The organism is Haliscomenobacter sp. (genome assembly GCF_041740695.1).
In the GTDB taxonomy this organism is placed as follows: domain Bacteria; phylum Bacteroidota; class Bacteroidia; order Chitinophagales; family Saprospiraceae; genus Haliscomenobacter.
In genome coordinates this window covers 13,256-28,256 of the sequence record NZ_JBGSLK010000135.1, presented here as the reverse complement: position 1 = coordinate 28,256, position 15,001 = coordinate 13,256, and the positions used below count along the sequence as shown (strand labels likewise).

Sequence of the window (15,001 nt, the reverse complement as noted above, 5' to 3'; positions counted from 1 at the left end):
TTTATTCAACTTTCAGGATTTGGGATTGGGAATTGAAACAACCAACAAAGCCATAACCATTTTTGACCATGTCGGGCAAAAAGATGGGCTGTGCAAAAATGTCTACCGAGCTGAGGTCAGATACTGAGCGATCATGCTCAATGAATTTTTGAAAGTAGGTAGAGAGGTTTCGAGAAGGTACTGCAAAGGAAAATCGTAAACTTAATTCTTTTTCTTTTGGATAACTCGTTGTAAAAGAGCTACCATAGAGCTGGATAATATTAAGCCCAGGGAAGCAAGAAAAATCGTGGTAGTTGAAATGCTGCAAGAAGAAAATTTCGTCCATGCATGTAGCTTCAGTTTTGATGCGCCAGGTTCCACTTTGATCAAGCGCTTCGCAGTTTAAACCCAAGTGAGCAACTTTAGGATAAGCTTCGAATTCTGCCTCTAATAAACCAACGTAGTAGTTTTGAATTTTGGCCCAAGTAGCTTTGACTGATTGGAGTTTTAACAAGTCAGGCATCGTATCAGGCTGGGTCTCAATGCTGGGGTATCCAGTTTTTTGGGCGGTAATAAAATAGACGTGGCCCACTTGAGGCTTAATGTTGTGCGAGGATCGATAAGTGCCTTTTTGCTGGTGCTTCAGCGTATCGATCAGTTTTCCGTCTTCATACAGCAGGACAATGGCGTCCTGAATTCCGGTGGTATCTATAGTATTTACGTTTTCAATGGCCATGCTGCTGGCTAATTTTACTAAAAAAATTTGTTGCGGATGAAAAAAACCCCAAACAACAATATTTGGTTTATTGGGCTGTATAATGGATTGTTCTTCGGTACATCCTACGCTTAACATAACCAAAAAGGCAATCAAAGAAAGAGAGGTGCGCATAAATTTTACTTATTGTTGTTGTTTAGGAAAATTTGAAATCCAAACTTTATTGCAAAACTCTTTTTTTCATCTAATGCGCGGTCACTAGCAATAATATTATATTCAAAAGAGCTCTCTAATGCAATATGTCGATCAATAAATAAATTTACTCCACTTGCTACAGCCGCTATATTAGAGTAGTCTTTAGAAAAAGGATTGTTCGAGTCATCGGTTTTATAACGGTAATTTATTCTTTGTAATCCAATTTGTAAATAAGGAAGAATTTTTGCTTTGTGGATAGGATAATACCTACTTAGAATCCCAAATCCTATTTCCCTAGCGGTTGAGTTATTGTTATACCTTGTAGATGAAAAGATTGAACGTGCCCCAAGCATAAAATGATTAGAAATAAAAAATCCAGCATATGGATTGACGCTAAAGGACGTGAAATTGAGAATACTCAAACTATTCTGTTTCTCAAAATTTAAATTACCTCCAACTAAGATGGCATTGGAGGTTACTTGAGAGAAAGATTTTAGCAAACTAAAAATTAGTACTAAAGAGAGAATAACCTTTTTCATATTTGACCTTATGAACCCGAACCAGAAGACATCTGGTTCGGGTTTGATTCAAAAATTAGTTTTCTACCAATTACATCCAATATGGAGGTTCGATATTTTACTATTTCCTGTTTCAGAAGTTTGATCCAAGTGCAGTCCTATAGAACTTATAGTAACGGTCGCACCATTGCCGTTTAGAATATCATCGTCAAAGATGGGAATAATCCTAGTATATCTGCTTTCATTTCCCGTGGTGAAGTTGTTCTCACTAAAATTGAAAGGGATATTACTACTACCTCCCCCTGTAGAAGTTACAAGAATATTCCCCACTATGGCTGCATCATAAGTACATTGAGTTTGATCTCCGTTCCAAATGCCAAATGCAGCTCTTTTTTCATGATCGAAATAAACAGTACCCGCAACTTCAATGGAAAGGCCACCTGTAACAGTAAAAATACTTTCGACCACAGCTACTTCCATATCAATTTTTCTGGTATCACTTGGGCTCCGAACGTCATATAATCCTAAGTAAGAAGGACAAGTTCGTAGTCTTGTTGTTGAGCGTACAGGGTGTACATAAACCCCATTTCCTACATCTGATTGCTTAGTCAACTTTGCTCTTTCCAATTTATCTAAGTCACCATCAGGAACTGAGATTAAATATTCATCCACAGTATAGTAAATAATTGATTTCCCAACATGAAGTTGATTGTTTCTTCCAATAAGCCAACCAAAGGAGCCAATCTCAAGTCTTGGCCTGATTTTATGACCATCAATCTTAATTAAGTCCGTGAAATTGGCCTTTAGCTTTTCCCAATCCTCCTGAGTTTCTTCAACACCTAAGGATTTCTTTGCGTTAACGTAGTGAAAATTCACTGATTCGAAACCAAGTTGATGCTGCCAGCGCATAATCTCATTTTCAGTAGCGGTTTTAACGAAATCACGAACACTTCGAAAAGCTTCTATGTCAGGAAAAAACAATTCACCATTTTTTACCAGTACGTCACTTGCGGTAGGGAAATTCGTGGAGTCTACACTCAAGCTGTCTTTGTTACAGGCGGTGAAAAACACAAGTAGCATGAAAAACAAGCAGCTACTCTTGCAAATGGTTGCAATTAGTTTCATCTTTGCAATGATTTATTAAGTTAAATAATTGGCTCTGGTTGGTTGTCTCATAACCAGCTGGAGCCTTTTTGATTCCATAATTTGTCAATCAACTAATACATTGCAAAAGTATACCAAAAAGAAATTCAGAAATCGGCAAAATTCGGCAAAATTCGGAATTCCAATCCCATCACCTCATCAACACCACATCCCCCTTATACATTTTCGTTTGTCCGCCCAACTGCTCAATTTCAATCCAATAGACATACACTCCAGGAATTGGCACATCGCCCTTGATGCGGCCATCCCAACCACTCAAGTTGTCCATGTCAAAGTCTTTTCTTTCAAAAATCATCTCCCCCCAGCGGGTGTAAATGCGCATCATGCGAATTTTGGTGGCGCTAAATGGGCCACCGTAAAGGGTAAAAAAGTCGTTTTTGCCGTCGCCATTGGGTGAAAATACATTGGGGATAAACACGCCGCAGTCGTCGGCATTGATGGCGTCGTCGAGGCGGAAGGTGTCCCGACAGGTATTTTCATAACTGGCAATCAGGGTAATATCGTAGGAGCCTGCGCTGAAAACCGTCCCCGGGTTTTCCAGTTCCGAGCGTTCGTTGTTGCCCAAATCCCATTCCCAACGGTTGGCACCACGGGAGAGGTTTTGCAGGATGACAGTAAAGGGTGCACAACCGGTAGTATCCCCATTGACCACAAACTCCGCGGTAGGTTTGGTGCGGACCAGGATGGGTTTGCTGATGGTATTTTCACAACCATTTGGAAAATCTTTGATGGTCAGGCTGACATTGACCATATCGCCCCCCGATTGGTAACTGTGTTGTGGAGAATAGGACACTGAATCAATTTGTCCATCACCAAAGTTCCAGCGAAAAGCCGCCCGTTCATCCGATCGGTTGAGAAATTGGGTTGGCTGGCCTTCACAGGCGTAGCGCTCGGTAGCAAAATTGACCTCGGGCAGAGACTGGACATTGACAACCCGACTGAGTGAATCATAACCACAGCCCGTTCGGGCAATCAGGGTTACGGTAAGGGTGGTATCTGAATCTCGGTAAACATAGGTTGGGTTGGGGTCTTGTGAAACGCCACCATCTCCAAACTTCCAGAATACTCTACTGGGCAATGGCGCAGAGGCGTCCCGAAACTGGATGGGTTTGTTGGGGCAAATGTTGTAATCATCCAAGCTAAAAAAGGCCTGCACCCCGGGAGAAGTAACCGTGAGTTGGAAAGTATCCATCGAGACCCCACAAAGGTTGCTTACTTCCAGTTTGATCAAATACTGGAGCGTGGTGGTGTCTGCCACGTACTTCTGAACAAATACATTGCGGCAAGTACTATCGCGAATACCATTGCCAAAATCCCAAAAGCAAGCTTCAGGGGCACCCGTAGAACGATTAGTGATGGTAGCAGTAACCGGAGAACACTGATTGCTCAGCGAGTCCAGGCCAATCAGCGCGGTTGGGAAAGGAAATACACTTACGGTACGTTCCTCCTTGCTCGAACCACATTGGTTCACAATATTGAGCGCAACCGTATAATTGATGATCCGGCTGCTGTCGTTGGTGTACACATAACTGGAATCGGGCAAATAAATCGCCAGGGAGTCAGTTGTCGAGCGGCCAAAATTCCAGGTATAAGTCAGCCCATCGCGTTGTGGCTCATTGGGTCGGAAGCTCACGCTGAAAGGCGAGCAACCTTCATCCTCACTGGGCGTAAAAGCAGCCGAAGGTGGTGGTGCAATGACGGTCAGTGTTTGGGTCAAAGTGTCTGCACAAGTGCCAATGATGGCAATTTGGGTGATCTGCTGGTCGCCAGCTGGGATAAACTGAAAGGGCGGTGGATCCAAGGGAATATTTCCCAACAACCAACGGGAGCGTTCCGCTGTGGTGCCACTCAGGTCAATTTGAATCAATAGATTCGAGCACAAATCGCCCTGGGGCTGAAACCCCGCCTGTGGTCGCGTAACGCTTACATAAGCCGTGTCGGTATTGCGACAGCCAATGGGATTGACCACGGTATAAAACACCGCTACCGAATCGGTCGGGGCACTCAATTGGCGGGCGTCAAAATTATCACCCACAATACATCCCGGGCAAGTTGTTGAGCTCCAGCTTCCACCCAAGGGTAGACCTTGCAGGGGCGTTGCTGAATTGAAACAAACATCACTAGCACGGGCTTCCAGGGTAACCCTTTGTACATCAATGATCACGGAATCTTGTTGTGCACAAGTTCCGGTGCCATTGTTGTAAATGATTTTAAACGAACCTGCTTCCTGAGGGTCAAAACTAAATCGCCCGGCATTGCTGCTTATGAAGCGGGTATCTTGCCAGGTACCTCCCGCAGCAGATACTTCCAGGTTGAAGGAACCAGAACTTTCACACACCGAAGTATCCCGGGCAGGGCTGGTAATCTGCAAAGGGTCCGGCGTGCGTACAAAAAAGGTATCCGTTATCACTTGGGTGCCACAGACATCTGTCAAGGTAGCTTCAACCACATAAGGCGCACTGGTCGCCCCCAAATCCAGCGGAAAAGTGGGTGCTCTTACCCCATTCACAGTGTACACCGCATTGGGAATGATGGGGTTGGGCGTATAGCTGATCTGGTTGCACTCGTCCTGTTGGGGTGTCAGGCGCAGGACAACTTTGGCCTGCACCTCAAAAGTAGTGGTGTCGCGGCGCTCACAACTGCCCACTCCACGCACATAGATTACCGGAAAAGTACCAGTATTGACCGGATTAAAAGCGAACCCGGAACCAACCTGAATGACTTGATCTCCCCGGAATTCCCCTCCAGCAGGTAGTGCTGCCAGGCTACGCGCCGTATCGCCTTGACACACCTGATTCAGCGGCAGCAGTGGTTGGGTGATCCCCACTGGCAATGCGCCCGTGACCACGAAGGTATCACGGGATTCCTGGCGACCACAAGTATTTTCCAAAGTAGCCACAACAGTATACACATCTCGATTGGTGCTAACCGTAATGGGGACTGGGAAAGTGGTGATGGGAGCTCCATTGAGGCTATACAGTGCTTTATTGATTTGAGGGATGGTGGTGTAATCAAAATCGAGGCACTCATCCGTTTGGGGGCGAATGTTCAGTCGCACGTTTTCTTCTACGGTTATCTGCACAGTGTCCCGACGCTCACAAGCTCCGGTGCCTCGCACATAAATCAGGGGAAAAACGCCAGCTTGATTGGTGTTGAATACATCCCGATTGCCCTGCCGACTGATGTTGCTCCCGACCCAACGCCCGCCAAAAGGGCCAGCACTGAGCGTTATAGCGGAGGTCCGTTCACATACGGTGGTGTCTTTGCTAGGGGCAGAAATGCTGACATTTTCGGGTTGAAGCACAAAAAAGGTATCCACACGCATTTGGTTGCCACATTCGTTGTTGAGGCGCACTTCGACGATGTAGGGCAAGGTAGTGGCGGGTAGAGTAGTTGGAAAATTGGCGACGGCCACATCAATGCCATTGATTTTGTAAGAGGCATTCATGTTGAACGGATCGGGGCGGTAGTTCAGCGAAATACAGCCATCCTCTTGTAATCTTAGCGGCAGCAGCGCTTCCGCAGCTTTAGCTTCAATGGTCAATACTTTACGGCTGGGACGGTCACAGGCATTGTTAGCCGTCAAAGTAATCGTATAGGTGCCGGGGTCGATGATGTCCAAGCGAACGATTTCGCTGCGGTTGTTGCCATTGACCCATTGAGTCCGCCCAGCACCGGAGATAGACCAGGTGTACAAGCTGGCATTTGTGGTCCCCATACCATTCAGTCGTACAATACTTCCTTGCGACAAACACAATACATAGCGGTCGGCAGCCACTTCGATTACCCCAGAGTCGGCTTCGGCTACAGCCATCGGTTCGCCCAGAACCCGAATGGGTTGCTCGATGCTTTCGGTGCCGCAGGTATTTTTAGCCGTGAGTTTTACGGTACGATTCCCCAGATCCGCATAGGTATGTTTGGGACTTTTTTCTGTACTGGTATTCCCATCCCCAAAATCCCAGGTAAACTGCATCTCCATGTCATTGCTGGGGCAGCTTTGGTTGTTGAACTGAACTTCATTGCCGGTACAAACGACATTATTGGAGTTGATCAAGATCTGGGGTCGGGGGGGCATTTTGTAGGTTAAAAACTTACTCACGTTTTCGGGTACGCTGTTGGAATAGGTAGCCAGAACGGTGACCTGTACACAAAAACCACCTACATCGCCCAATGGACAGGCGTAGGCACATTCATCGAGGTATTGGCTGGTGTTGTATTTGTGGCGCAAAATCAAGGAGTCGCCCTTGGCGATGGTGACTGGAGCAGTGCCGTCACCCCAGTTGAGGGTGATGTTGCGCAAATCCAGACTTGGGTTGGGCGTGATTTGAACTTCTACTACACTGTCGGCAACACATCGGACCTCTGCCCCATTGAGTACTGTAATTTGTACAGTTTGAGCTTTAACAACAAACGAGGCAGCCATCAAGACTAAGATGCTTGAAACAAGTTTCAGTGACATGATTCATGGGTTTTATTGCGTAATGGTGCAAAGATTGAACAGGATAAGCTAGGCCAATATTTTTCAGTAGTCCTTAAGAGTAACGCAAAGAAAGCACATTTTTTTATTTCATATAAGTGGCGTATATATTGTTTGACGGATTTTTGGATCATTTTATGTTAATTTTTCTGCCAAAAAGCAAAGCAAAAAAATGATTCCATCGAAAACCCTGTAAAAACTTATTTTTGCTCGACTTAGGGGCGATAAAAAAATAAGTGCTCATTTTGCCAAAGGATCAAATAAGTAAACGGTTCATTTCAAGTGCCTTATCTGATCCTTTGGCTCAAGAAAAATGAGCACTTATTTTTGCCCCACTACCTATAATAGACTTGCATCAAAATGGGGTTTCGTTCCAGGATTATCAGACCTTTTGCCAACAAAATTGCCCGCGACATCCAGCGTTGGTCCGCTCATGCTGTGCAGGAGCAAGAACAAATTTTTAAACATTTGATCGAAGTAGGCAAAACTACTGCTTTTGGCAAAGCCCATGGGTTTGAACAGATTCGCAGTTACCAGAATTACATTGAACGGGTACCCATTCGCGACTACGAAGGCATCAAACCCTACATAGAACGCATCAAAGCGGGAGAAAGTGATGTCTTGTGGCGAGGCAAGCCAGCTTATTTTGCCAAAACCTCGGGCACTACCTCTGGCGTCAAGTACATTCCGATTTCCAAAGACAGCATTCCCAATCATTTTGGCTCGGCGCGCAATGCCTTGTTTAATTATTTTGCTCAAACCGGAAATGGTACCTGGCTGGATGGTAAAGTGATTTTTCTTTCCGGTAGTCCAGAGTTGAGCGAAACAGCGGGCATTCCCACAGGGCGTTTGTCGGGTATCTCCAATCACATGATCCCCGCGTGGCTGCGTAGTAGCCAACTACCGAGTTACGAAACCAACTGCATCGAAGACTGGGAAACCAAACTGGACAAAATTGTTACGGAAACCCTCAGTCAAAACATGACCCTCATCAGTGGTATCCCGCCCTGGGTGCAAATGTATTACGAGCGTTTGCTTGAACGTTCGGGCAAAAAAAGGGTGTTGGATATTTTCCCCAATTTTTCGGTCTTTGTGTATGGTGGAGTCAATTATGAACCTTATCGCGCCAAATTGGAAGAACTGGTAGGTGCAAGTATTCCTAGTGTGGAAACTTACCCGGCCTCGGAGGGCTTCATTGCTTTTCAGGATAACCAAAGCGAGCCGGGGCTCTTGCTCAACTCAGCATCAGGCATCTTTTTTGAATTTGTGCCAGCCGACGAAATTTTCAGCGAAAATCCAACCCGGCTTTGGCTCAAAGATGTGCAACCAGGGGTGAATTATGCCCTCATCATCAACAACAATGCTGGGCTTTGGGGTTATAATCTCGGAGATACGGTACAGTTTGTTTCCACCAATCCACATCGTTTGGTCGTCAGTGGGCGCATCAAACACTTCATCTCGGCCTTTGGCGAACACGTGATTGGCAAAGAGGTAGAAGAGGCCATGCTGCAAGTGTGCAAAGAACAAGGGGTTAAAGTAGTTGAATTTACCGTAGCACCACAAGTAAACCCTCCCAGTGGTGGGTTTCCTTATCACGAATGGCTAGTAGAATTTGACCAAATCCCTGAAAATTTACCCGCTTTTGCTGCCCGTTTGGACGAACTGATGATCCAGCAAAATATCTATTACGAGGATTTGATCGTAGGAAATATCCTCAAGCCTTTGGTAATTACTCCTCTGCGCAGGGATGCCTTCCGGGAGTACATGAAAAGTCAGGGCAAGTTGGGCGGGCAGAATAAAGTGCCCAGATTGGCGAACGATCGGGCGATTGCAACAGAGCTGATTCATTGGCAATTGTAATATCCTCTAAGGATTCAAATTTTTCTTCCCCTTCTTCTTCCGTATTCTGCTCACGTGCACCTCTAAAATCCCAATAAACGAAGCCAGTACATTGAGTGGTTCCACTGAGCCAGCTCAGGTTGGGCTTCCAGGAAATGATCCAAACGTTCGGCAGCATCGAGCAGTAAAAAAGTTTCAATGCGGTACAAGGAATCTAGTAATTGTCGCAGAGTAAGGAGATGTACTCTTCTATCGTTGCTTGGTCCATACTATTTTTTTGGAATTTATACCCCGCTTGGGATGACCAGATTAGGGGCAGAAACATACCTCACAAAGAAAAATACAAGTAATTCAACAAGTATAATACAAAGTGGGGAGAAAAACGTACATTTTTCTCCCCACTTCCTCTTTTTATCTAAACAAGCTCTAAAAAGCAATCAATCCAGTATAATCATCTTACGTGTTGCAGTGAAGCCAGCTGCGTCCAGGGTATAATAAAGTACCCCATTGCCTTGCAGGGCTTCTGCTTTGATGTTGATCCGATTGTTTCCTTTTGCAAACAAACTGCTGTTCGACCACAACAAGCGCCCCGCTACATCCCGAATGCTCAAAGTGGCTTGGGTTGCCTCGGGTAAACTAAACTCGATCATCGTTTCATCCTTGAATGGGTTTGGCGTATTTTGTTGGAGCAATGTTTCGAGTGGAATAATTTGGGGGCTGCCCAAATCCAACTGTACGCCGATGATTTCATCACTATGGGTATATGCTTCGGCAGGAGTGCGTCGGCTGTTGAGGCGCAAAACTTCGGAAAGACTACCCGCTGTTTTTGCTTTAAAGTGCAAGATCAACAGGGTTTGTTCAGGCGCAAACTGCACTCCATTTTCGTACCAACTTAAAGTAATGTTGCCTTCTGGGGCAAAAACGCCCAGGTTCTCGGCTTTGATGCTGCGGTACTCCAGGTTCTCCAGTTGCAGCTGTTTTGGATCAAAGTTGAGGGTAAATTGATACCCTTGCACAGCCGCCAGCTCTGCGGAGGTCAGGGCCACAGTCAAACTTTCTCCTGCTTTGAAGTTGGGTTCCGTTTGATTGAGGCGTTCAGCCTTGATGTGTAGTGCCTGATTGCTGCGCAATGTACCAGCCGTGGCGGAGCTGCTTGTGGCACTGCCGTTCACATCTCCCATTTTAACGCCAACAAAATCGCTGCTGGCTTTATCCTTCAGGTCATTCACGTTGATCACTTGTGGAAACTCTTCTTGCCAAGGGTTGCTCGGGTTGGGGAACTTGTAAGCAACGGGGATGAACTTCCAGCTAGGCACCGAAGCGAATCGATCGTCCAATCCCAGCACCAACTTCCGCACCTGAATGAGGTCGATGGTGGTAATGGTACGGGAATTGTTCACATCCGCAGCAATGATTTGATAAGGATCCGTCAGCAGTTTAGTTCCCAGGATGTGTTTTTGGATCTGCACCAAGTCAAAAGTCGACACCCCATTCAAATGGGCTTTGTCGTATTGAGGTGTAATGGTGAAATCAGCCCCTAATTGCAGTTTAGCAAAGTTGAATTTGCCAGTAGCACCTGAGTTTTGAGTTTGATTGGCCTGTTGTCCGCTGATTTGTACATTGACCCCAGCTAGTGGCTCGGCATCAAGTGTAGTGACCAAACCACTGATTTCGCCAGTGTAACTGGCCCCTGTTGGGCACACTTTGCGGTTGTCTTGTAAGAGGAGGTACGTGACACAAAAATCGTGGTTCCCCACCTCATCCCAGGCGTGAATTTCTACGTTGATGGTCACACCTGCGTCAGCACAGGTAAAATTCAGCCCGGTTTGTTTAACGTTTGGCGTTTCTCCTACCCGGTTGATGGAGTATTTGGTCACCAATTTAAGCCCGTTTTGGGTTTCAGGACCTTGTCCGTTGCAATCGTAAATTTTGGAAGCGACAAAATCTGTAGCCCATACCGAAATCATCCCACCACCATTGCCATCCGACATCAGGTCGGTGCTCAAGCCATTGATACAAATCGGTGCCGGTCCTTTCAAGTCGCGAATTTCGAATGGAATCCGCGTGGGCAGGCTCAAGTTGCCGCACTCATCACGCACGACCACAATCAGATCGTGTTTGCCTTCAGGCAGGTCACGGATGGTGACTTGATAAGCATTGCCAGCGCTCTCGCGGATAACCCAGCGTGGGGAGGAGAAAGGAATCATCAAACCTGGATCGAGGGTTTGGAAAGGAGCCACCATAAGTTGCGCCCGCTCCAGTTCTACTTTATCCGTACAATTGTCCTTGGCGGTAAAATTGATGATGGCATCCGCTTTACAATCCGTAGTCCGAGTAGGTATTTTATCTAGTTTGGGGATCGTCACCAAAGGTCTTTCTTCATCGTACACTTTGATGATTTGGGTATACATAAAGGAGTGGAAATATTCACCTACGGGTCTGCCGAATTCACTGCCTAAGTAGGCATCGGGGCAATAAGCAGGGGTGAAACGTATGTCAGTATTTTCCGCTGGAGTTAAGTTTTGAGACAACCAAAACTCCTCATCACCGTCGCGGTCTTTGTCGCGCACCAAAACATAAATGGGGGCTTTGCCATAATTGTTAAAGGCAGCGCGGTCCACCAAATATACATGGTCCACACTCATTGGATCGCCACAACGGTCGTCGTAAGCGCACCAGTTCAAGACGGTATACGTACGGAAAATTTTGTAACATTCATCATCTGAAGCATCGTAGCGCTTGTCAATCACATTGACTGTAAGCAAATCGCAAGCCAACTCATTTCTGATCAAACTATCGACCAGTGGTTTGGCACAGGTTTTTTGATCCGCGTCCTTGGGGAAACAGATGTTGTATTCATGTACGGGCAAAACCTTGATGATTTGCGTACAGGTAGTCGACATTGGCCCTTTGGAAGATTGTTTGGTAATGGTCCAAATGCGCTCAATGGTGCCAACGCCACATTTTAGTTTTTTGATAACTTTGTAGGTAGTATCAATGTTGTTTTCACAATCATTGCCACTCAAGACGATGACGTCGCCAAAACAACTGTTCATCGCAATCGGATCATCGATTGAACCTATACATTTATCGGTGCAATAAATCGTCGCATCGTACGGTGCAGCACAGCGTGGCGCAATTTTATCTTCAAGCAAAATTTCAGCCCAAGCAAAATTTCGGTTGCCGCTGTTGTCTTCGCCCCACAATTCAACGGTTACTTTTGCCGCGAGGTCACAGCAGAAAAATTCTGCACAAGGCAATAAGGGTGTGAGCAGTTTCCCATCTTCAGTGAGTACAAAAGTTTCTCCAAAACTGGCTAGTTTTCCATCTCCATCGTAATCAACACCATCAGCTTCGGTCCAATCCCCATCGGCAGGAAGTGGGTCTAATTTGCCATTGTTGTTGCTATCGTAACCTTTGCCAATAAAACTCAGCACACAGGCTTCAGGTACGCTCCGACGTACTTTCATCCACTTCAGGATACAGTTATCAGAGGAGCCTTCGTTTATGTCGCCCACACAAGCTTTGGCATAACCTCGGATGCTGTTGAGGCCATTGCTGAGGGATACGTTTAACTGATCATTGATCACCATGATGGGTGAAATCCGGTCTGCGACTGTAATGATGACTGAATCTTTCACACTGTTGTAACAAGCATCAAAAGCATCAATGATTACCCAATGGCGGCCAGGGTTAAGGCCACTCAGCACTCCATTGGTGGTGGGATAAATATGCTCAAACCATGGTTCTCCAGGGCCTTTGGTGGCTACCAAAAATCCTTTGGTGTACAGGTCTTCACTCTTGACTTTAACACTCAGGTTGGATAAGAAGCAGTTGTCTATTACATCAATACCAAGCGCGTCTTTTAGCCCTTTGACCGTTACGGGTATTGAGGCCTCACAATTGATTGGCCCAGTTGACAACTCAATAGGGTGATGGGGCATACTGATTTTAGGCGCTTCAAAATCTCCAATTTTGATCAAAACGTGGAAAGTATCTACTACGCCTCCATTACACCAATCAAAAACGTAAATCTGGCGGTCAATTTTCAAGCCCTTTTCTTCACAGATGGGAAACTCCTGATCTTTGATCTGCATAGAGTAGTTGCAGGGCTGCTTGTCCAAAAACATGGTATCGGTAACGGTGCCTGACAAGCCTCGCTTTTTTATGGCAAATGGTGTAACATCAATGCGTCGAATCAAGGCTTTGTTGGGTGTGCAAGAAGCGTAGGTCACTACCCGATCGTAACCCAATGTGTCGGGGCCATTGAAATAGAAATCAGAAACTGCTGGCCGACACACATTAATGGTTTGAACGGTATCGATAAACTTACCCAAACAGTTGGTAGCTACCCAGGTACGGAAAATGCGGGCATAGAGGCCATTATTGGCCAAAGAGTCGCACCCGTAAACGATAAGCCGATCGCTCCATTTGATGGTAAGTGGGCAATCCGGGTCACAGTTGGCAAATTTTACGATGCCCAGGTTTGGCACATTGTCTTCTACTTCAGCGTAATTCAAAAGAGTACCCGGAATCAATTGGCGAGGGCTACTGGTACGGGTAGTGTGGCCAATGGTTTTGGGGTTGTTGAGAAGGTATTCTATTTTGCTGCAAATAACTGGTGTTGTATCAAATTGCGCGAGGTCTACTCGGGGCATGTTTTTGTCTTCAACCGCAATGATCCCCCAACAGCCTTCAGGATTACAAATGGGGTGGCTTAAAAAATATTTCAGGCGTTGCCCGGCGTGTTCACCAGTTAGGCGGTTATTGGCGACGGCCTTACCACTTTTATCAGTGATCAATAATTCCATCCCATCGGGATTGCAATCTATCGCATTGTATTCTGCGACAATATTAGGCGTTACCTTAAAAGCACAATCTGCTCCTAAGGTAATTCTAACTTCATCCAGGCAAGCAATACTATTGGATGAAGTTTTTTTCTTTACACTAATTTTTGGCACGGAATTTGGTGCTACAGCACTAGCAACTCTTGGGTTTTTCACCCAGGCATGCTGTATAAAGAAGGGAAGGAGAAGTAGGAATGTGATTCCATACATTGTTGCTGGAGCTGCACTTGACAGCTTCGGTAACCACTTTTTCATGAGATCAATGATTTGCCAAAAAAACACTTAAAGATAATCACAATTTGACAAAAACAAACGTAAGTCTGTGTAAATACCCAAATTAGAGTAGTCAATTCCCTACAATTCTGAAAATTATTTTCTCCGCTCAGGCCAATTGAAGAAATAGGCGCCGGCCAAGGGCAGGACAAATAAGGCCACCGTCAAAATTGAAGTGTACAAGTCGGCGGTTTCTCCTTCAGTAAGGATGGCCAGGGGCGACTCCGGGAAATAATGACTAACGCCAGATAAAGTCAATTTCAAGCCCAAAATACCAATTACAACAAAGGCAATGGTTTCCAAAAAAGGGAAACGCTCCATCAAGCCAACAAAACCCTGTGCTACAAAGCGCATCGCCAAAATGCCGATAAAAACGCCTATGACAATCAATTGAATCCGATCGGTAAAAGCTACTGCTGCAAAAACGTTGTCGATCGAAAAGGCCAAATCCATCAATTCCACCAAAGCGACCGTAGCCCAAAATTGGCCTAGCGACCCCAGGGTGGCACGATACAACCAATTGGCTTTTTTATCGACGTAGTCATCAGTGGGGTCATCTGGCGTCGATTTTCCTTTGAAATAACTGTAGGCCAGAAACAAAAGATACAAACCTCCCACTGGTTTCAACCACCAAATTTGAACCAACCAGGCTGCAAAAATCAAGCACAAACCTCTGAATACGTAAGCGCCAATGATGCCATAACGCAAGGCGCGGCTGCGCTGCTGGGCTGGCAAATCCATGACCATGGTGGCCAACACGGCGGCATTGTCCACCGAAAGCAGGCTCTCGATGATGATGAGATTGAGGACTACTAGGAGCCCAGCTTGGATGTCGGAGCCAAAGATGTAGTGTAAAAAATCGGTCATGCAGTACAATTTTAAAAGCGCAAAGATAGCCTGTTGACCTAAAAAACAAACTGTTAATTGCCTTCAATCCACAGTAGTTTGATTTTAAATTTGCGATTCACTATCTTTCAGCCGCAAATTCCATCAA

The 15,001-nt window shown here is 45.7% G+C and carries 8 protein-coding genes; 1 reads left to right on the top strand and 7 read right to left on the bottom strand.

What is annotated here, in order from left to right; translation table 11 throughout:
* Position 1 precedes the first annotated feature (1 nt).
* From ACEW9O_RS27430 to ACEW9O_RS27415, 4 genes are all read right to left on the bottom strand, one after another.
* The gene (locus ACEW9O_RS27430) at positions 2-832 is read right to left on the bottom strand and encodes a DUF4249 family protein (protein ID WP_373553494.1); all 831 of its coding nucleotides are present in this window, start codon (positions 830-832) and stop codon (positions 2-4) included.
* Positions 833-873: 41 nt separating this feature from the next.
* The gene (locus tag ACEW9O_RS27425; protein WP_373553428.1) at positions 874-1,428 is read right to left on the bottom strand and encodes an outer membrane beta-barrel protein; all 555 of its coding nucleotides are present in this window, start codon (positions 1,426-1,428) and stop codon (positions 874-876) included.
* 63 nt (positions 1,429-1,491) lie between these two features.
* Positions 1,492-2,532, bottom strand: coding sequence for a hypothetical protein (locus ACEW9O_RS27420; protein WP_373553427.1), 1,041 nt, complete (start codon positions 2,530-2,532; stop codon positions 1,492-1,494).
* Positions 2,533-2,701: 169 nt separating this feature from the next.
* Positions 2,702-7,030 carry a PKD domain-containing protein gene (locus ACEW9O_RS27415; protein WP_373553426.1) on the bottom strand — a complete coding sequence of 1,443 codons (4,329 nt, stop codon included), beginning with the start codon at positions 7,028-7,030 and terminating at the stop codon, positions 2,702-2,704.
* 378 nt (positions 7,031-7,408) lie between these two features.
* Between ACEW9O_RS27415 and ACEW9O_RS27410 the strand changes: the two genes are divergently transcribed.
* Positions 7,409-8,908 carry a GH3 auxin-responsive promoter family protein gene (locus ACEW9O_RS27410; protein ID WP_373553425.1) on the top strand — a complete coding sequence of 500 codons (1,500 nt, stop codon included), beginning with the start codon at positions 7,409-7,411 and terminating at the stop codon, positions 8,906-8,908.
* Positions 8,909-8,970: 62 nt separating this feature from the next.
* Here the strand turns inward: ACEW9O_RS27410 and ACEW9O_RS27405 are convergent, their stop codons facing one another.
* From ACEW9O_RS27405 to ACEW9O_RS27395, 3 genes are all read right to left on the bottom strand, one after another.
* A complete protein-coding gene (locus tag ACEW9O_RS27405) occupies positions 8,971-9,096 on the bottom strand; it encodes a hypothetical protein (RefSeq protein WP_373553424.1) in 126 nt (41 codons plus the stop codon).
* A gap of 228 nt (positions 9,097-9,324) precedes the next feature.
* Complete coding sequence (locus ACEW9O_RS27400) at positions 9,325-13,848, bottom strand: T9SS type A sorting domain-containing protein (RefSeq protein ID WP_373553423.1); 4,524 nt, start codon at positions 13,846-13,848, stop codon at positions 9,325-9,327.
* A gap of 255 nt (positions 13,849-14,103) precedes the next feature.
* Positions 14,104-14,874 carry a TerC family protein gene (locus ACEW9O_RS27395; protein ID WP_373553422.1) on the bottom strand — a complete coding sequence of 257 codons (771 nt, stop codon included), beginning with the start codon at positions 14,872-14,874 and terminating at the stop codon, positions 14,104-14,106.
* Positions 14,875-15,001: the final 127 nt, after the last annotated feature.

Bases quoted from the DNA above. Each gene is read 5' to 3' on its own strand.
- ACEW9O_RS27425 (WP_373553428.1), bottom strand. From the start codon at position 1,428: ATGAAAAAGGTTATTCTCTCTTTAGTACTAATTTTTAGTTTGCTAAAA.
- ACEW9O_RS27420 (WP_373553427.1), bottom strand. From the start codon at position 2,532: ATGAAACTAATTGCAACCATTTGCAAGAGTAGCTGCTTGTTTTTCATG.
- ACEW9O_RS27430 (WP_373553494.1), bottom strand. From the start codon at position 832: ATGTTAAGCGTAGGATGTACCGAAGAACAATCCATTATACAGCCCAAT.
- ACEW9O_RS27415 (WP_373553426.1), bottom strand. From the start codon at position 7,030: ATGTCACTGAAACTTGTTTCAAGCATCTTAGTCTTGATGGCTGCCTCG.
- ACEW9O_RS27395 (WP_373553422.1), bottom strand. From the start codon at position 14,874: ATGACCGATTTTTTACACTACATCTTTGGCTCCGACATCCAAGCTGGG.
- ACEW9O_RS27410 (WP_373553425.1), top strand. From the start codon at position 7,409: ATGGGGTTTCGTTCCAGGATTATCAGACCTTTTGCCAACAAAATTGCC.